The organism is Neolewinella aurantiaca, assembly GCF_008014675.1.
Taxonomy (GTDB): Bacteria; Bacteroidota; Bacteroidia; order Chitinophagales; family Saprospiraceae; genus Neolewinella; species Neolewinella aurantiaca.
Genome location: NZ_VOXD01000002.1, coordinates 226,471 through 246,037, shown reverse-complemented (window position 1 = coordinate 246,037; position 19,567 = coordinate 226,471). Strand labels below are relative to the sequence as shown.

The following is a 19,567-nucleotide window of genomic DNA, read 5'->3' as shown; positions in this document are numbered from 1 at the left end:
ATACGCTCACTTCGCTACCTTTGCGAAGTGCTGTTACGAATCCTTAAACCGACATTGCTGTTCTCTCTGCTCGCCTGTTCGCTCCTGCTCAGTGCACAGCCATTGCGCATCGAGTACTTCACCGTAAACGACGGGCTCAGTACGCGCGAGATCAACGACCTCCACATGGGAAGCGACGGCTTCCTGTGGGTTTCTACGATGGACGGGCTCAACAGGTTCGACGGGCTGCGCTTTCGCCGTATCGGAGAACGATCAGCCTCTAAACCCGGACTTAGCCGGAGTGCGATTGCCGGAGTATGCGAAGACAACGAGGGTAAATTCATCGTTACTTTTCAGGATTTTTACGGCTACTTCGACCGGTTGGACCCCAAAGACTTCAGCGTAGAGCAGGTCCGCCTCGCGCCCAGCACGGGTGTACTCGGCTACCCGCGGGCCATCGCTACGGATACCCTCGGCCGCACCTTTGTGGTAACCATCGGTACGGAAGGTACTTTCCTTTACGAATACACGCCCAACGCCGAGGTAGAGAGTAAAACCTTTACGCCCATTTACCACGAGCCCTCCGACGCCTGGACAACCCTGACGCCCCAGGTAGCATTATTGGTACACAGCAGTGGCCAGTTTTTGCTTTTTGACGAAGAGCATGGCTTCCGGCACATCAGTGCCACAGGCAAATCCTACGGTAATCCTTTCGGGCAACGTTCCGATCTCAGGCGGTTTTACACTTTCGCAGAAGCCGCTGACGGGAGCGTGTACGTAAGTTTCCGGGGTGGCATCCCGCTGTTCTCATGGTTCCCCGACCCCGATCAGGAACCGGTACCGGTAAATACCGACAATTCCGGTATGCGCTACCCTACCATGTATCACGACCAGCTGGGCCAGATCATCATGCCGGCCACCGAAGACATCCTGGGGCGGGGCTTCCCCGATGAATACGCCCTGGTCGATACCGAAGGAAAATTCAGCGTCTTCGAGAAACCGTTGCCAACCGAGCGGTCCGTTTCCGCCGTTGCTGCGGTAGATTTCCGGGAAACCATTTACCTGGGTCTCCGCGAAGGTCTGGGCGTGGTGGAGCGGTACGACAACTCCGTCGCCACTTTTCTGGAGCAAACCGAAGACGGCGACATTTTCCCCAATCGCCTGCGGGGAATGGCTGAAGCCAACGACGGGAAAGTCTACATAATGGAAGAAGACGGTGCCGTATACCGGATGAATCCCGAATCGTTGAAACTCGACACTCTTACCCTTACCGATGCTCAGGACAGTACCAAAACCATCGGTTTCAGGTCAGGTACTGCGCTGGTGTACGACGCCGCCCGAAACGCCATCTGGGGCTGCGCGCAACCCATGAACCTCCAGAAAGGAGGCTTGCTGTTCCGCTACGACATAGCGCTGAAAACAGCACAGAAGTTCCGGCTTAACCATGCGCCTCAGGACATGGTAATGGGAGCCGACGGTAAGTTATACCTTGCCGTTACCGACCCGCGGGTAGTAGGGATGCTCGTACGCTTCGACCCCGAGACAAAACAATCTCAACCGGTAACCCTCCCTACTACCGGAGAGTCTGTGCTTTCGGGCTTCCGGCTCAACTGCCTGGCCACAGGCCAGGATGGTGAATTACTGATTGGAACCGACAAACGCGGTGTTCTTGCCCTCGACCTGAAGGACCTCAGCATCACGGAGCATGCTGATTTTTCGGGCGCAGACGCGGGTGCAAAGGAGGTTGCGGGAAGCAATGTCCACGGACCTGAGTCCATCTTTTCCATCTATCAGGCGAATTCCGAGGACTGGTGGCTGGGCACCGACGCCGGCCTGGTCAATTATCATCCTCTGACCGGAGAGGCTACACACTTCGGCCGGCGGGAAGGCCTTTCCAGCAGTCTGGTCTACGGCATTGTTCCCGATTCTTCCGGAGGGTTATGGCTGAGTACCGAGAACGGGCTCACCTACAAACCCGGAGGCGAAGACGGTAGCTCTTTCCGTCGCTACTACCGCGAAGACGGACTAAGCAACGACGAGTTCCTTCCGCTGAGTAACCTGCGGGGGAAAGACGGCCGCTACTACTTCGGAGGCGTAAACGGACTAACTACCTTCAGGGAGGAAGACCTGTCTTCCAGCACCGCCGGCTCCGACGTAATGCTTACCGAGGTGAGCATACTCGGGCGCAACAGCGAGCGGACGCTGGTCAACAGCCTCAGCAGCCTGGAAGAAGTAACCGTTCTGGCGGGTGAAAAGAGTATCGCTATATCCTTTGCGCTGCCCGCGGGGCAGCTGCCTAACAGCAGCCAGTTCAGGTACCGGCTTGAGGGCTTCAACGACGACTGGGTTCCGCTGGTTAACGAGCGGACCATCCGGTTCAACAACCTGCGTTCAGGACGCTACCTGCTCCATATTCAGGGAGCGGGGGCCAACGGCAACTACGGTGAGAGCGAGCGTACTCTCTCGCTCAACGTCCGGCAATACCTCGTTGAACGGCGCTGGTTTCAGATTCTTAGCGTGCTGGCCTTCGCCGGGCTCATCTTTTACATCCTCCAGGCTAAATTGCGGGAGCGACTGCGCAATGAGCAACTCCGGACCCAACTGAGCGCCGACATTCACGATGAAGTGTCCGGCCTGCTGGCTGGCATTACCCTCCAGGCCGAGTTATTGAAGAACAAAACGGACGACGAAAAGCTGCAGGCCCGCCTGCACACTGTCGGCGAAGCCGGACGCAGTGCGATGTCCAAAATGTCGGACGTGATCTGGAGTATCGACTCGCGGCGAGACACGATCGGCAACCTATTGCAGCGGATGCAGGAGCACGCCGACGAAGTATTGCACCCTCTGGATATCCGGTATGACTTCAAAGCCTCCGGCTTTGACAAAGACAAGGAACTGGCCGGCAACATCCGGCAGGATTTGTACTTTATCTTCAAAGAAGCCATCAACAACATCGCCCGCCACAGTAACGCGACCAAGGTAGACATTGAGGTCGAGCAGTTTGCGCAGCACTTCGAACTATTCATCCGTGACAACGGGAAGCCGGCGGAGGCCATCGAGCCCGGCTCTCAAACCTCTCTTGGCACCCGCGTCCGCGCCCAGAAAACCGGCCAGGGAAAAGACAATATGCGGATGCGCGCCAAGCGGCTGAAAGGTGAGATCACCATCGACGATCGGGCGGGTTATACGCTGGTATTCAGAATGAAGCGGTTGGGGTAGCTCGTAAAGCCCACATTATCTAACAAAAGAGACAGGCGAACTACCCCATCTAACAAAATTTGGCATATCTTGCCCGCATGGCTAAACTACGTAGAAACCACCAGTCTCAAGGCTCCGCCGCCAGCGGCGGCATGATCACTAAAGTAGGCATATTCGGTGCTCTGCTGGCCGCCCTGGCATACTTCTTCGGGGCGTTTTCGGGAGAAGATGCAGGCGCCGTCGTCAATGACCGGGTAGATTATGCCGGCGAGGAATACTTCACCCCTACCGGCACGCGTGGAGAACGGATCGATTACGAGGGCTTCAGTCTCAGTTATGACGAAGACTGGGAACAGGCCGAATGGGTGGCCTACATTCTGGAGCGCAACAACCTGCAACAGCAATGGGGAGAGCGCCCCAGAAACTTCAAAACAGACCCGAACGTGAGTACCGGCTCAGCCACAGACAGCGACTACCGCGGCTCGGGTTACGACCGTGGTCATTTAGCGCCCTTCGCCGACTTTGCCTGGAACGATGCTCAGGCCCGAGAGACCTTTTACCTCTCCAACATCAGCCCTCAGGCCCGGCAGTTCAACCAGGGGGTCTGGCGTGAATTAGAAGAACTGACCCGCGACTGGGCCAACCGATTCAAGCGTCTCTACGTGGTTACTGGACCGGTGATGACCGAAGAGCCCAAGGGAACAATTGGCCGGGCCAACCGCATTGCCGTACCTGCGGCCTACTTTAAAGTCCTGCTTGACCTCGACGACCCCGAACAAAAAGGAATCGGCTTCGTGATCCCCAACGAGATCAGCTTCGATCCGCTGCCGAAATACGCGATGAGCATTGATGACGTAGAACGGATTACCAATATCAACTTCTTTGCGCAACTCATGCCCGCAGACGTAGAAGAACGGCTGGAAGCCACCGGCAACCCGGACCTGTGGCCATTCAGCAAAAAGAAATTTGACAGGCGGATCAATAGCTGGAACAACGTAAAATAACAGCTTAGCGGCGCGCTAGATTTAACAGTTGTCATGCCGGAAAGAAAATCCGGCTTATTGAACGGCCGACGCCCCTTACCACCAATTGTGCTCCGGATCACAGTTCTAGTGACTCTTCGCACTAATTTACCGTCTAACCTCCGGATGATTCCTAACTTACGTCCTTTAAAATAATAAGACCCCATGGCCAATCAGGACCAATTTCGCCAATCGATAGAAGAAGGCTATACTTTTGAAAACCCAAGTTTTGTACTTGGCGGAGCAATGCTCGGTGAAGAAACACTGACCAATTCTCTCGTTAGAATCCCGTTAGGAACACTTAACCGGCACGGGCTTATTGCGGGAGCAACCGGTACGGGAAAAACCAAAACACTGCAAATTATTGCGGAGCAGCTCAGCCGCGAAGGAGTTCCGAGTTTGCTGATGGACATCAAGGGAGACCTCTCCGGAATTGCCGTCGCCAGCGGTGGCCATCCTAAAATTGACGAACGCCACGAAGCCATTGGTATTCCCTTCACCGCTGGCGCAAGCCCCGTTGAACTGCTGTCATTAAGTGATGAGCCCGGCGCACGCCTGCGCGCTACCGTTGTGGAGTTCGGCCCGGTTCTTTTCTCTAAAATGCTCGACCTCAACGATACCCAGAGTGGTATCGTGGCGGTAGCCTTCAAGTACGCAGAAGAAAACGCATTGCCTCTCCTTGACCTCAAGGACTTCCGTAAAATTCTGCAGTGGATTACCGGCGAAGGGAAAGAAGAGATCGAAGCGGACTACGGACGGATCAGCACTGCCAGCACCGGCGCGATTATGCGCCGGATTGTTGAACTGGAAACTCAGGGCGCAGAGCAGTTCTTTGGGGAAACCAGCTTTGACGTCAACGACCTCACCCGGATCGATGAACTGGGACGGGGCATAGTATCCATCCTTCGTCTTACCGACGTGCAGGACAAGCCTAAGCTTTTCTCTACCTTCATGCTACAGATGTTGGCCGAAGTTTACGCCACCTTCCCCGAAGAAGGAGATCTCGACCGGCCCAAACTGGTCATCTTTATCGACGAAGCCCACCTCGTTTTTGAGGAGGCAACCGATGCCCTGCTCGATCAGCTCGAGGCCATCATCAAACTTATCCGCTCCAAAGGAGTCGGGCTATTCTTCGTTACCCAGAACCCGGCCGATATCCCGAGCGACATCCTCGGTCAGCTGGGCCTTAAGGTGCAGCACGCGCTTCGTGCCTTTACCGCTAAAGACCGCAAAGCAATCAAACTGGCCAGTGAGAACTACCCCCTGACCGATTTTTACGATGTAGACCAAACCCTGACCGAACTAGGGACAGGAGAGGCGTTTGTAACGGCGCTGGACCGAAAGGGGCGCCCTACCCCGCTCGTTCGCACAATGCTGCGCGCTCCTGAAAGCCGTATGGATGTACTCTCTGAGTCTGAAATAAATGACATCGTGAAGCGCAGTCCGCTCGTTAAAAAATACAATAAGGACGTTGACCGTGAGAGTGCCTACGAGATGCTCGAGGAAAAAATGGCAGCAGCAGCAAAGGCAGAGCACAAGGAAGAGATGGAGAAGCAAAAAGCGAAAGCTAAAAAATCTACCTCTCGCCGTCGGGCGGAAAAATCCACCTTTGAGCAGATCATGAACAACACCACGACACGGCAAATTGGACGCACAATTGCCCGGGAGTTCACCCGTGGCCTGTTGGGCGTACTGGGGATCAAGAAGTAAATCAGTCTGAACAGCAGAGTGATGACGGTGGGTAACACGAGTGGCGGATCACACGTCGTGGCGGCTATCACCTACGGTCAGTTATTCAAGCCAGCTATACCTTCAAGTCTGTATTTCTACCAATCGAGTTGTTTTAGCCAGAAGGCCGGGACAACTCGATTGTCGTTTTAGACGTACCTGCGGAAAGCCGCCATCAGGCGGTCGGGCAGTGTTTGTTTACTGCTGGCCTCCAAGTAATCCTCGTACCGGCAGGGAACCAGCCGGTGACGTTCTTCTCCCTTTTTGTTGCTGGCCGGTACCTGAACCCACCAGCGGTTGCTGCGGGGCGAGCGCCAGAAGGTGAGCTTGTCGAAATCATCGATGTCAACCAGGTACTCGAGCATGCCAGTACTCGATGCGGGGAAGTCTCCCTGCCTGCGGCTAAAACCTTGCAGGAAATACCAAATGAGCTGAGCGTACGCCGCAGCTGAAAGCTCGGCATCGCGTTCGCTGCCCGCTTCAGGATCCAGGCCGTAGAGGCCAAAGCTGCTCAGCTTGTCGGAGTTACCGGCATAATAAGCCAACTGAGAAGCTTCCTGTAACGAAAAGCCGCTGGGGTGGAGTCCGGCGCGGGCCGGGGCTTCGTGATAGTTGATCGACTCAATATTCAGGCCCACCAAATCCGCATCGCGCAGTAGAGGTTCCAGCGCCGGGATGCTGCTGCGCGCAGGACCGAGGCTAATTGCTTCGTACGCCTGAGCATTGAAGAGGTCAAATATTGCGGGATCAACGAGGTGTTGTTGAGCCCCTAAATGGGAGAGATGGAAGCGACGACGCCCCTTATTATGGACTGCATTGTCTAAAACTTCTCCGCTTTCGCCTACGGGATTGAGTTTAATACTCCGATCGATGTTCAATAAACTCACCTGGCGGTTCAATTCAGCGAAGGCAAGGTACTGAGCCGTAAAAGCAGAGGAGGAAGCTCCGATGAGTACAGGCGTAATCCCTGCAGTATGGAGTTCGCGCAGGAGAGGAATGACAAAATCCGGAGAAGTTTTTCGTAAATTACCAAGATCTCTTACCACCAGCTTGCCGAAGGCCCAACTGGTAGAAAAAAGGTGTTCACGTGTCTTTTTTGCCACTTCAGCGTCTATACCAATGATTGCGACGGCAATTTTCCGGGCGCGGGGGCGCAGGTGCTTGCCAAAGCTATACGAAGGCAGGGCTGGAGAAGGTTTATCGGCGGCTTTTAACCAAGGCTCATACATAAGGCCGAAGGTAGTTAAGGAGCGGGAAAAGGCCACTTTTCTGACGGGAAAACGGATGTAATTTTTTACTAATACGAAAAAAAATTATATCCGTTTGATTAAAAAGTGCTAGCGTTTCAAAAACAACTACTACCTTTGAAGTGCGAAAAATGTACATTCTCACTCAAAAATATACCGTTCCTTCGCAAAACCCTACCGTTCACGGTTCAATCCGGATCAGTTAGCTTTGTCGTACGTGATCTGGATTCACCCAGCTTTTAATCCCATTCCAAGAACTAATCTACATAACTGACCTTATGAAAGTATTGAAACTTTCCCTACTCGGCCTCATGATGGCCTTTTCCGGCGGCCTCTTTTCCCAGGGTACTCCCGTTCCGGCTACCAACGATACTGAAGCTGTTGAAACAACAGACATGACCATTGAAGATCTTTCCAAGAAAGATATGAAGATGGACGAAGAGATGATGGACGATCAAACCCCGTCCAGTACTTCTGCTTCGAAAGGTTCCATGCTTGAGTTTGGTATCCGCCCTGCTTACGCATTTATTGCTGGCGATGTAAACCCTGAAGCAGGCTTCGGTGTAGGTATCCATTTTCGTAAAGCACTCGACCACCTGTTCTCTCTGCGCCTCGACGGGCTCTACGCTTCTAACGAGGGCATAAATGACAACATGACCCGTCAGTTCGAGAACACCTGGCTCAGTGCTACCGGCTCGGTGGTTGTTACCCTCAACAACTTCCGTTTTAGCGGCGAAACCCGCAAGATCAACCTGTACGCTTTACTTGGTGCAGGTGGTCATAAGGTATCAGGTGAGCGCCAGGCCAACGACCGCCCCTTCGGCACCCGTAATCTGGAACTTGATGATGCCCTTACCCTCCATGCTTCTGCAGGTGCAGGTATTACCTTCCGTGTGAGCCCAAGATTCAACATTGGTGCTGAATTCCAGACCTTCGTTCCTTTCGGCAAGCGTGCTGATGCTCTCGATGGCTACGACGAAGCGGGTAACTTCCGTGACATCCAAAACATCGGAGCGTTGAGCCTCAACTTCAACATCGGTAATTCTGCGACCAAGAGCGAGCCACTGTACTGGACCAACGCCTTTACGCCCGTTCGTGACGAACTGGACCGCATGAGCAGCAAAGTTGACGACGCCACCAAAGACTCTGACGGTGACGGTGTTGTAGACGCAATTGACCAGGAAGCCAATACTCCTGCTGGAGTTCCTGTTGATACAAAAGGCCGCGTACTGGACAGCGACAAAGATGGCGTTCCTGACTACAAAGATCTCGAGCCTTTCTTCCCTCCCCGTGCCGGCGAGCAAGTCGACGCAAACGGCGTAGTGATGAACCGCAACGACAAGCCGATTACTGAAGACCGCGTACAGGAAATGATCGATGCTTCCATCGCCCGCATGAAAGCAGGTGACCAGGCAGGCACTACCACCGTTCGTACCGAGCGTGGCGAGATCTTCCTTCCTATGATCTACTTCCCACTCGGTCAGTCAACCGTTAAGTACTCCGATTACGGTACGCTCTCCAGCGTTGCCCGCGTACTTGAAGGTAACCCTGGCATGCGTATGGTTATCCGTGGCTACACCGACCGTACCGGAAACTCTTCTAACAACGAAGTACTCTCTTACCGCCGCGCTAAGGCTGTAGTTGATCACCTCGTGAACCAGCACGGCATCAGCCGTAGCAACCTTGTTTTGCAGTACCGCGGCGAAGACAACGCTATTGTTCCTCTGGACAAGTCGTACGTCAACCGTCGGGTAGAATTCCTTTCTGCTGACGCTGGTGCTTCCGATGATCCTGCTCCTGCCGGTGCCAACAACGGCCGTGGAGGATTCTAAGAATTAATCCCATGAACCCCGCCCGCTACGGCGCGGCGGGTAAATTTCAGGCTCCTCGTCGGCAAACGCCGACGGGGAGCTTCTTTTTCAGGGACAAAAAAACGCCCGGTCCGCAATGCGGGCCGGGCGTTTGTACAATTTCGCTCTAAAAAATCAACTCGGTATTCACTCATAAGACACCGTTAAAATCAGGAGCGTGGCCTGTTGAAGAAAAAAAACTGATAATTTTAGAATTATCTTCGCTCTATGCGTCTTACAGCCCTGTTTTTACTGATCCTCTTTTACTGCCTTCCTGTTTTTGGTCAGCAGCCTTTGCCTTCTAAAGAACTTCCCTCGCACCTGCGCTCGCGCCCCCAAATGAGTCTGACGGGTATCTGGACGGGAGAGTTGCTCCAAAATGAAGGTGGCATCGCAGACCGCTTTGAGTTTACGATGCAACTCTGGCAGAACGGCATTTTTCTGCACGGCACGGCCCACGTGCAGTTAGGAGAAATATGGGCGGAAATGAAACTAAGCGGCTTTGAACTCCCCAACGGGTCATGGAAGCTCACGGAAACGGAAATTCTGCGGTCTCAGAAGCCCGAAGACCTGTCGTGGTGCATGAAGATGTACGAACTCCGCGTTGGCTATACCGCCGAAGGAATGACGCTGCACGGCCCGTGGTGGGGCAACAGTAAGTTCGGCCCGTGTGTGCCAGGATCTGTTCGGCTGAAGGTCAAGAAGAAGAGTGCGTAGAGGCTAGTGGGTAGAGCGTAGAATGTAGCGGGTAGTGGCTGCCGCACGTTGGAGGAGACTAGACGGTAGTGGGTAGAATGTAGCGGGTAGTGGCTGCCGCACGTTGAAGAAGGCTAGTAGGTAGTGGGTAGAATGTAGCAGGTAGTGGCTGCCGCACGTTGGAGGAGACTAGACGGTAGTGGGTAGAATGTAGCGGGTAGTGGCTGCCGCACGTTGGAGAAGGCTAGACGGTAGTGGGTAGAATGTAGCGGGTAGTGGCTGCCGCACGTTGGAGGAGACTAGACGGTAGTGGGTAGAATGTAGCGGGTAGTGGCTGCCGCACGTTGGAGAAAGCTAGTGGGTAGAGCGTAGAATGTAGCGGGTAGTGGCTGCCGCACACGGGATCGCTTTGCTGATTGACACCACTTACTTGCTGTACACCCAATCGTTCTCCGTACTCAGTTCGGGATTAAAGACGTAGTCGTTGACGACCAGTTCCTTGAGGGGTTCTGCGGAGGTTATTCCTTCCCGGGTGATCAGGTTGGCCATGCGGCCACGGGCGCGCTTAGCGTTAAAAGCAACAACCCGGAACTTACCGTTGTGAGCTTCTTTGAAATGAGCGGTCAGCAGGCGGGTGCCGAGTTTTTTTGTATTGACACTCTTGAAATACTCCTGGCTCGCAAGGTTGAGCACAAGGTCGTGGTTGCCTTCGGTGATGTCCTCGTTGAGGACCTTCGTAATTCGATCTCCCCAGAATTCGTAGAGGTTTCCGCCGCGGCGGGTTTTTAGTTTGGTGCCCATCTCGAGGCGGTAGGCCTGCATGAGGTCATTGGGGCGGAGTATCCCGTAAAGACCGGAAAGTATCCGGATTTGCTCGTTAGCGAACGCTGCCTCTGCTTCGGAAAGGCTTTCCATTTCCAGCCCCTGGTAGACGTCGCCCCGGAAAGCAAGCCCTGCGGGCTTGGCGTTGCTGTCGGTAAACGGCAGGCTGAATTCCTGATTACGCTGGTAGTTGAGGTCTGCGAGTTTTTCGCTTATGTGCATCAGGTCTTGCAGATCTGCCCGCGACTGCTTTCTCAATACTTTGGCCAATTGCTCGGTGTCCTTCAACAGGCGGGGCTGGGTAGCAGGAGTAGCTACCGGCGTCATATCAAGAGTCTTGGCGGGGGAAAGGAGGATTAGCATTCTTAGTAAGCGTTGGTCAGTTTGATCTTTGGAGTCGGAGCGGCAGGATTTTGCTTCCCGTAGGTTACACTTCCGGTGATTGTTGTTTCAACCGGCGCAGGTAACGCTTTTTGAGGTAGTAATCCTTGAGCTTTTCGAGTTCGGTTGTGGAAACGGTAGCGTCGTCGTAGTGGTTCAGGACTTCGGCCACCTCACTGTCAAAATCGGCTTCGAGACTTGCGATCATTTCATCAACTTTAGCGCGGGCTGTCGGATCGTCTTCGAACTGAAGCTCCATCAGGGCTTCGTTGATGTCCATCATCTCCATCAGAAATGCCTGAGGCATTTTGTTGCTTCCTTCTTCGCCGAGCACGCCCTTCAGGTCGAGGAGGTGCTTCAGCCGACGATCGTCATCGGCCAGAATTTTATAGCCCTGGTTGTTGATAGTAGACTGCTCGAGGGCTTCTTCTCTTGCGTCCTCTTCGGCCAGGGTGTGGAAATCGGGGTGAAACCGTTTGCTGTTCGCGTAGAACTGCCGTTTCAGTGCTTTCTGATCTATCCGGGGTGAAACGGGGAGGTTGAAGAAATCGAAGTAGTTGGTCATGGTTGTCGTTTTTCTCTCTCCCATCCCCCCTCCCCCGGTAGAAGCAGGGCTAACGCATAGGATTTTTAAGTCGTGTTAAACCCCAACCCCGCCCCGCGGGGGAGGGGCTCGTGAAAACGCTACGCGTTTTGGGTTGCAAGCTGTTAGCGGTGACTATCATTTCGAGCTAAAAGCTTAAAATCGAATCCTGTGCGTTAGCCCTGCCCGGCAGAGGGGGAGGCATGTCAGGAATGGTATATTCAGATATTAATGATTCGTCAGGAGGTGGTCTTTACCAATCAACTTTCTAGCCAAACCAGCTTTGGATGCCACGCCAGATATCGAGCCCGTTGGCGAGCACCACCAAACCGAGAACGATGACGAAGCCTACCATGGTGGCGTATTCCATGAACTTGTCACTCGGCTTGCGGCCGGTCACCACTTCGTAGAGCAGGAACATCACGTGTCCACCGTCGAGTGCCGGGATAGGCAGGAGGTTCATAAAGGCAAGGATCAGCGATAACGATGCGGTCATGTACCAGAACCGTTCCCACACCCAGGTTTTACCGAACATAGAACCGATACTGGCGAAGCCGCCGAGACTCTCCGTAACCTTGATATTGCCTTTGAACATCTGCCCGAAGGCGCTGAACTGATCACCCAGGAAGCGGACGCCCTGGTTGTAACCAGCGGGGAAAGATTCCAGGAAGCCGTATTCGGTCCGTTCAGTATCGTAGCTGTAAGCTGGTGGTGCGGGGTTGGTCCTGATCAGGCCATTCTCGTTGGTGGTAACTTTTACCTCCCGGATGGTTTCGCTGTCTTTACTCTTCACCCCGATGGTGAAGGTTTGGTTCTTTTTACCCTTTACGATGTCCGTAAACTGATCAAAGTAAGGCGTAGGTGTGCCATCTACACTGACAATGCGGTCTTCGATTTTGAGGCCAGCCTTATCACCTGGGCCACCTTCCAGTACTGCTCCTACCACGAAAGGAATCCGGGGTGTAAACAGGCGTTCGGTCTTGTTTTCGTGACGGGTCAGGATGTCGGCCCATTTGTTCTCGATTTCGAGTTTCTGCGTGGCTCCGCCACGCTCTATCGTAATGTCACGAACATTGTTGATGGCTACGGCGCGAAGGACTGCCCGATCGTTGAAGCGTTCAAAATCCTCCTCTCCGATCTTGAGGATCATGTCTCCCGAGAGGAAGCCCATTTCCTGGCCAAGGCTGTCTACCGCAATCCCTGCGGTGGCGTTCTTAGCCGGCAGGTATTCTTCGCCGTAGGCGAAGAGGACCATGGCGTAGATCAGGAAACCCAGGATGAAGTTGACCGTTACACCGCCCAGCATGATGATGAGGCGTTGCCACGCCGGCTTGGAGCGAAACTCCCATTCCTGCGGCTCCGATTCCATTTGCTCGGTATCGAAGCTTTCATCGATCATACCACTGATCTTCACGTAGCCGCCGAGCGGCAACCAGCCAATTCCGTACTCCGTTTCCCCTATCTGTTTTTTGAACAGGCTGAAGTAAGGGTCGAAGAAAAGGTAGAATTTCTCTACCCGGGTTCCGAACAGGCGGGCTGGCAGAAAGTGGCCAAACTCGTGTAAGACAATCAGAATAGACAAACTGAGGACCAGTTGTCCGATGGTAATTAAAGTATCCATAAGCGCTTTTAGGGGAGGCCGAAGGTACGACAGCCCAGGATACTAACGAACCGGATAATTTTAGGTTGTGTCGGGTCTTCGCTTTTCCTGCCGGTCACCGGCCATTTATGCCGGGGCGTAGCATCAGATTTCTGCTGCAGGCCCCGGCACGAGCGCCATACGACTAGCTTAGCGGATTATTTTATCCACCAAATCACCTACCCGGAGGAAGTAAACGCCCTGCTTAAGTGTGATTACATCCACCTCAGCAAAACCGTTGTTCAACGCGATTTTTCGGACCACCCGGCCCTTCACATCATAGAGGCTGGCCGTTTCAGCGGTTGTCCCGGCGCGGACGTAGAGAACGTTGCGTACGGGATTAGGCCAGGCCGATAAACCCTTCTCTGCATCCTGCGTCCGCGCCGAAACCAGCCGGGAACAGGTGTAGGAACCGTCAGTGTCTGTTTGCCGCAAACGATAGACGTAGGTTTTGCCCGGTAAAACTTCCTGATCCGCAAAGGTGTACTCCTGCCCCTGAGCAACGAAGCCAAGCTCCCGGAAGCCCGTTTCGCCCTCAGCGCGTCGCTCTACATAAAAGCCGGCATTGTTCTGCTCTTCTGTTGTTGCCCAGGAGAGGTCAACGCGGTCCTTACCGCCCCGGGCGGTGAAGTGCAGTAAGTCTACCGGCAAGGCCGTAAGCCCACAGAAGCCCACGTGCACGTCATCGAGGAACCAGCCCAACCAGCCGTCGCAACCATCGTGGCTCATCGTCCAGCGTAAGCGGATGTCGTCGCCCGGTTCGGCTCCTGCGGCGGTGAGGTCTACAATACTTTGCCCCCAGGTGCCCGAGGTGCTGTTCAGGTCGGCTCCGTTGAACGCACGGCGGCCGGCCAGCGGATTATCGTTATTGATTATGCTCTGCAGCTGCCCGTCGTAGCCATTGTACAGGAAGTGCTGATTTTGGATCAGGAGGAATCCTCCCCCGTTCCGGGACATAAAAAGGAACCCGCCGTCGTAGTCTTTCTGGATCGCGTAGTAATGATCGAAGGTGAGAACGAACTCTGTTTCTTCCACCGGCAGGCTGATGACCGGACTGGTAAGGTCAGCGCGGCCGTTGTCAAAGTCGTCCCGGCAATTTCCTGCGCGCGGGTTCGGAGCGAATGCTCCGGCTCCCGGCCGGCCATCCGGCAGGCTTACCGTTGTTCGCCAGGGTTTGGGGTCCCAGGTGGCGGCGTTGGTGGGTCGTTCGGTGGTATCCCAGGCTGCCAGGCCTCTCTCCCACCCTTCGTGAAATACAGCACTGAAATATCCGCCTATGGCTATCGCACAAGGCTCCGGCGGGTTCTGCAGGAGGGTCGGGAGTTCTATGCACGGTCTTTCTTCCTGCAGTTGGGTGGCCCGTACGGCTTTGATCACCTCCCTTACCTCGTCTCTGGTAAAGACATCAGGAGAGGTCATTGCCGGCAAGTCCAACAGGGTAAGTTCGGGCAGCGGGACGTCGATGAGGTCTTCGGCCGAACGGATCAGCATATCACCGAAAGCGAAAAAATCCGTAACGCGGGTAACGTAGTTGGCGTTGGCGTGCTGGAAGAGGTGAAGCGCCCGGGTCATGCCTATGGCCCGGATCGTATCGCCGTTGAGGATTCCGCCGTCGGTCAGGAGCGTGAAGGCCCGGTTTACCAGCCCTGAGTTGGTATGCACACCTCCATAATCCTCCGTTGCTCCCTCGCAGGAATAATTGTCACTTTCTTTGTCGGACGGATCATTTTTGCACTCCGGGAGCCAGAGATCCCTAAGGGCTGTATCTACGGCGGTTATGTCTTCGCCGATCAACCAGCGGGAGCTGCCATCGTTGCATCCGGTGCGGGCCAGGTGGGTTCCTGCGTCGTTGTCACGGCCGTTCAGCAGGTCTACACATTCCCCGAATATGTCGGCGATGGCCTCGTTGATAGCTCCGCTTTCGTAGGCGTAGAGCAGGCCGTTCATCGAGTTGGTATAGTTGTGGCTCCATTCGTGGGCGACCACGTCGTCGGCAACGACTCCCGTACAATGCCGTACAACGTCACCGCCCGCACTGGCGTTGGGGCAGTTGAAAAGAAGTGCGTTGGTTACCCCCTGCATCTTTCCGTTTTCGTCATCGTAGCTGTTCCGGGAGAAAGTCCGGGCAAAGAGGTTGTAGGTTTCAGCGGTAGCCAACAACATTTCCTGATCCTCGTCATTCAGGCTGCCGGGGAAAGGATCGCCTTCCTGCCAGACGATATTATAGCTTGCGGTATTGCGGTGAAACAAGCTGCGGTTCAGGCTGCAGGTCAGGGTATGGCGAAAAACCAAACGGCCCGATCCGGCATCGAGATAAACCATTTCTTCGTGGCTTCCGGCTGGCTCGCTCACACGGAAGGCCCGGGTCAGGCGAAACGCATCTCTTGGTTGGTTCTTCCAGGGGTTTTGGCGGGTCCACGCGGCGTTCTCTTCGTGCACGGTCCACTGCATTGCCTGTGGGTGTTCGGCAAGGAGCGTTGCCCGGGCGAAATCAGAGAAATTGACCGGGGTGGAATGACCAATTGGCGCAGCCGCAGGTGCAAGGAAGGTTGATGAGGGCAAAGTCCCGCTGAAGCCACGGATAGCTCCTCCGGCCGACAACTCGACGGTGAACTCGGCGCCGAGCACGGGCACCTCGTTGCGGACCACCTGATAGCGGCGGTAAAACCGCCCGTCTACCCCTTTCGTTTCCCGCAACAGCCGGGGCTGTAGCGTATCGGTCAGGTTGAACGCAGGGCCGTAGGTATCCAGAAAAAGGTCGGCAGCCGCAGCCCGGTCTGCGGCGGGCAGGGCGAGCGGATTTTCGAAACGCAAAGAAGCATAGCGTGGCGTTTCGCTTTGCCATACAGCGTTTGCGGCCACCAGCGCCTTACGGGCGTTGGCAACTTTACTTTCAGGCTGAGCAAAGGTTGAACCGCCGCAAAGCAACAGAAGGAGAAAAAAAATGTGCTTCATCGTGTTGTTCTGTAGGGACAGAGAAACAGCTCACTATAGCTGCCCTTCGTCCCCCTGGTTTTTATCATGAGCTGTAATTGTAAATTTACGGCATCTCCCCTTAGTTGCCACGAAGAAGCAACGTTAATCCGTTTAGTGGTCTGTTCCGTTTAGGAAACGGTCTGCAATATCTGATTATCCACCCGTTCAGGTGCCAGCTCGTACCGGATATAAAAACCTGACCGGGGAGGCACCAGAGGCATAATCAGCCATAAAGCACCCGCAAATTGGGTTCATGATTGTTTGCCCTCCGGAAAAAATCCCGGGCCTCCGGTAAAAACCGGAGCGTAAAACCACCTCAATCCCTACCTTAGCCCACCTGATTACACGCCTCTTCGCCTTCGCACATACGAAAAGCGGGGTTGTCGCGTTTTGCAATCGCTAAATACGCCCAAATGTTACTGACCTTTTTGAATTTCTTCCTCTTCCAGACTCCCGAACTAGAGATGGACCAAACGGAACCCGTTGTTGAGAGCGACAATCTCCTGAGTGTATTGATGGATTCCGGCTACCTGTCCATTGCTATTGTTTTGATTTTGCTGGTTCTCTTCATTGTCGGCCTCTATATTTTTGTAGAGCGCTACACCACCATCAAAGCCGCCGGCCGGGAAGATCAGGGCTTCATGGACCGCATCCGCATGGAAATCTCCTCCGGCAATATGGCCAACGCCCGCGCCCTCTGCACCACAACCGACAGCCCCGTTGCCCGCATGGTCGATAAAGGCCTCCAACGCATCGGTCGCCCGCTGCGCGACATCGACGCTGCCGTTGAGAACGTCGGCAACCTGGAAATCTTCCGCCTCGAAAAAGGCCTCAGCACGCTGGCCAGTATCGCTGGTGCGGCGCCCATGATTGGCTTCTTTGGTACCGTAACGGGTATGATCTCCGCCTTCTACGAAATGTCTACTGCCGATAACATCACTCCCGACGTTCTCGCTGGTGGCATCTACTCTGCCCTCCTGACAACGGCTGCAGGTCTCTTTATCGGTATCCTGGCCTTCGTTGGTTACAACCTGCTTGTTGCCTCCGTAGACCGCGTTGTTTACAAGATCGAACGGACGACTACTGAGTTCATGGACCTGCTGCAGGAACCGGGATAGTGGATGGTAAGTAGATACAGAAGGTATTTCCCGAAGTGCACGCTACAGCGTAGCTTCTGCACTACAACTTACCTCTCTGAATTCTTCTCTCAATACTCCAGTATCCACCACTCTCCCACAACTCCAAAATGCGGTAGCACTGTCCACTACCTACTACCTACTACATTATGGCTCTGAAGAAACGCTCTAAAGTAACCGCAGAATTCAACATGTCCTCTCTGACGGACATCATCTTTCTGTTGCTCATTTTCTTTATGCTGACGTCCAACATCGTGCAGATCAAACCTTTTGACCTGCCTATTTCGGACAGCCAGACCGTTGCGCCCACAAACATTGTAGTTCAGCTGGAAAAAGACGGCACTACTTCGGTAAATAACGTCGAGGTACGAGGTTCCGCCATCAATCAGGCCGTAACAGATGCGCTTGGCCAGGCGGGCAACGTAGAAGATGCAACCGTAACCATTGTTGCCGAAACGGGCGTGCCCTTCAGCCGCATCAGCCCTTTGATGAAGCTGGCGGCCAGCCAAAAAGCACGGGCGATTATTGCAACCCAACCGAGGGGATAATGGGGAGTAAGTAGTGGATAGTGTTACCGCACGTTGCAGGCAGCCAGAGGATGAACCTCAGCTAATACAACCGCCACGCTAAACCCTGTAAAGAATATCCCAACGCCAACAAACTGCGGTAGCGCTACCCACTACCCACTATAATACCAACTACCAATGGCTCTGAAGAAACGCTCCAAAGTAACCGCAGAATTCAATATGTCCTCGCTGACGGACATTATCTTTCTGTTGCTCATTTTCTTTATGCTGACTTCGTCGGTAGTATCCCCTAATGCCCTGAACCTGAAGTTGCCCGGGCGTTCTGACTCCCCGACAACCTCCTCCAACCAAAAGCTGGATGACGTCCGCATCGACCAAAACGGGAATTTCTTCTTCAACCGGAAGCGGATTTCCGTAACAGAACTTGAAAGTACCCTATCCGGTAAAGCCGGAGGGAATTACTCCATGTTCATATCTCCCGATAAGGAAGCCCCCGTTGAAGGCGTTGTAACAGTAATGGATATGGCGATGCGTCTGGGAATCAATGGAGTATTGGCGGCCGAGGAAGACTAATGCTTCCGGCCCTCTCTGCTGACCGCTGATATCAGCGGTATCTTTTCCTCTGTTTTTAATCGGTGATTTCCGCGAGGTAACTTAGCAACTGTTCTGCCCGATGTCCGGTGGTATGCTGCTCCAGAATACGTTTACGGGCGTCGTGGCCAATCTTTTGGCGCAGGCCCTCCTCTTTACCGTAAAGTACAGCTAAAACATCCTGCTCATCGTTGACGCAGAACACCTCGCGGTGCGGCTCGAAGAAAAAGTCAATGCCATCCCAGTTGTCGGTCAGGACCGGAACGCCGCAGGCTGCTGCGGCAAGCAAGCGACGCGTAGGAGTATAGCCCATCCGCTTGCGGTCCGCTCGACTAAGTACAAGAGAGCAATGCTGACGGTTATAAAAATCTACGAGGTTCGTCTCGGGCAGGTACTCCAGGTAAGTGAGGTTTCGTGGCCAGTCGACCCTGTTGTATCCGCTGCCGGCCAGAGAAAACTTGCGGTTAGGCGTATAGCGGGCGGGCCCCAATAGCATCGAGTTGAGTAACTCTTCGCGGTCGTTTTTAAAATTACCGATAAAGCCCAAATCGTAGTGCTTGTCGGTATCCGTACGGTAGAAGCTGTACGGATCAACGCTTTCGTAAAGGGCGCGCGCGTTGCTGATTTCGTACGTTTTGGCCAGGTTCTCCAGAAACGGCCCACCGGTGGTAGACAGGAAGAGGTTAAAATGCCGGAGATTATCGGCTGAGAGGCAGAAGGCAGAATTATCCTGCCGGCACTGCAGGTGATCGATGGTGGCGCTCAGGTTGGTATCGTAGTAGACGGTAACGCCGCGGGCTTCCTCGGCGATCCATTCGGCAATCCTGTTGGTATCGTTCACCATGCTTCCCATCAGCACTACATCAGCGCTCTGAATCGCATAGCCGTATTCGGCAACGAGCTGATCGGTGGATGCGTAAGTCCATACTTCGCAGTAGGGTGATTTCAGCATATCCCGGACATACTTCTTGCCGGGTTCATGAAACTCCAGAAAAGTGGTACGGTGGCCGCGCTGGGCCAACTCATTGATCAGCCCACGATACAGTTCCGCCGTTGGGTTGCCAACGGAAGAAAGGATCGAGCGCCCAATGATGACCATATCCAGCGGTTTTGTTCCAAATTTCACGAAGGCGAAGGTAGGAAATAGAATATTAGTTGTGCCGGAATACTGTACAACTGTAAAAATAAGGTG

At 54.1% G+C, this 19,567-nt stretch carries 14 protein-coding genes; 8 read left to right on the top strand and 6 right to left on the bottom strand.

Features of this window, described 5'->3' with window-relative positions; translation table 11 throughout:
• Window positions 1-27: 27 nt before the first annotated feature.
• The 3 genes from FUA23_RS02155 (at window position 28) to FUA23_RS02145 (ending at window position 5,909) form a co-directional block, all read left to right on the top strand.
• Window positions 28-3,198 carry a ligand-binding sensor domain-containing protein gene (locus tag FUA23_RS02155; RefSeq protein WP_147929061.1) on the top strand — a complete coding sequence of 1,057 codons (3,171 nt, stop codon included), beginning with the start codon at window positions 28-30 and terminating at the stop codon, window positions 3,196-3,198.
• A gap of 77 nt (window positions 3,199-3,275) precedes the next feature.
• On the top strand, window positions 3,276-4,181 hold the full coding sequence (locus tag FUA23_RS02150) for a DNA/RNA non-specific endonuclease (RefSeq protein ID WP_147929060.1): 906 nt from the start codon (window positions 3,276-3,278) through the stop codon (window positions 4,179-4,181).
• 183 nt (window positions 4,182-4,364) lie between these two features.
• Window positions 4,365-5,909, top strand: coding sequence for a helicase HerA-like domain-containing protein (locus FUA23_RS02145; protein WP_147929059.1), 1,545 nt, complete (start codon window positions 4,365-4,367; stop codon window positions 5,907-5,909).
• A 167-nt stretch (window positions 5,910-6,076) separates the two neighbouring features.
• Here the strand turns inward: FUA23_RS02145 and FUA23_RS02140 are convergent, their stop codons facing one another.
• Entirely contained in the window at window positions 6,077-7,156 is a 1,080-nt protein-coding gene (locus tag FUA23_RS02140; protein ID WP_147929058.1) for an arginase family protein, read from the bottom strand.
• Window positions 7,157-7,452: 296 nt separating this feature from the next.
• Here FUA23_RS02140 and FUA23_RS02135 point away from each other — a divergent pair, with 296 nt between their 5' ends.
• Together FUA23_RS02135 and FUA23_RS02130 are read left to right on the top strand one after the other, a co-directional pair.
• A complete protein-coding gene (locus FUA23_RS02135; RefSeq protein WP_147929057.1) occupies window positions 7,453-9,006 on the top strand; it encodes an OmpA family protein in 1,554 nt (517 codons plus the stop codon).
• A 246-nt stretch (window positions 9,007-9,252) separates the two neighbouring features.
• Window positions 9,253-9,741, top strand: coding sequence for a hypothetical protein (locus FUA23_RS02130; protein ID WP_147929056.1), 489 nt, complete (start codon window positions 9,253-9,255; stop codon window positions 9,739-9,741).
• 405 nt (window positions 9,742-10,146) lie between these two features.
• Here FUA23_RS02130 and yaaA read toward each other — a convergent pair whose 3' ends face one another.
• The 4 genes from yaaA to FUA23_RS02110 form a co-directional block, all read right to left on the bottom strand.
• Window positions 10,147-10,905: a peroxide stress protein YaaA gene (gene yaaA, locus FUA23_RS02125; protein ID WP_147929055.1), complete on the bottom strand. Its 759-nt coding sequence runs from the start codon at window positions 10,903-10,905 to the stop codon at window positions 10,147-10,149.
• A 64-nt stretch (window positions 10,906-10,969) separates the two neighbouring features.
• Window positions 10,970-11,488, bottom strand: a complete 519-nt coding sequence (locus FUA23_RS02120) for an iron-sulfur cluster co-chaperone HscB C-terminal domain-containing protein (protein WP_187270853.1) — start codon at window positions 11,486-11,488, stop codon at window positions 10,970-10,972.
• Window positions 11,489-11,774: 286 nt separating this feature from the next.
• Complete coding sequence (gene rseP / locus FUA23_RS02115; RefSeq protein ID WP_147929053.1) at window positions 11,775-13,127, bottom strand: RIP metalloprotease RseP; 1,353 nt, start codon at window positions 13,125-13,127, stop codon at window positions 11,775-11,777.
• Window positions 13,128-13,295: 168 nt separating this feature from the next.
• Window positions 13,296-16,100 (bottom strand): M4 family metallopeptidase, encoded by a 2,805-nt coding sequence (locus FUA23_RS02110; protein WP_147929052.1) that lies wholly within the window; start codon window positions 16,098-16,100, stop codon window positions 13,296-13,298.
• Window positions 16,101-16,534: 434 nt separating this feature from the next.
• On the opposite strand from FUA23_RS02110, the gene FUA23_RS02105 reads away from it, so the two are divergent.
• The 3 genes from FUA23_RS02105 (at window position 16,535) to FUA23_RS02095 (ending at window position 18,357) form a co-directional block, all read left to right on the top strand.
• Window positions 16,535-17,239 (top strand): MotA/TolQ/ExbB proton channel family protein, encoded by a 705-nt coding sequence (locus tag FUA23_RS02105; RefSeq protein WP_246143992.1) that lies wholly within the window; start codon window positions 16,535-16,537, stop codon window positions 17,237-17,239.
• Between the two features lie 167 nt (window positions 17,240-17,406).
• Entirely contained in the window at window positions 17,407-17,805 is a 399-nt protein-coding gene (locus FUA23_RS02100) for an ExbD/TolR family protein (protein WP_147929051.1), read from the top strand.
• 156 nt (window positions 17,806-17,961) lie between these two features.
• The gene (locus tag FUA23_RS02095; RefSeq protein WP_147929050.1) at window positions 17,962-18,357 is read left to right on the top strand and encodes an ExbD/TolR family protein; all 396 of its coding nucleotides are present in this window, start codon (window positions 17,962-17,964) and stop codon (window positions 18,355-18,357) included.
• A 55-nt stretch (window positions 18,358-18,412) separates the two neighbouring features.
• On the opposite strand, the gene FUA23_RS02090 is transcribed toward FUA23_RS02095, so the two are convergent.
• Window positions 18,413-19,501, bottom strand: coding sequence for a CgeB family protein (locus FUA23_RS02090; RefSeq protein WP_187270852.1), 1,089 nt, complete (start codon window positions 19,499-19,501; stop codon window positions 18,413-18,415).
• Window positions 19,502-19,567 lie beyond the last annotated feature (66 nt).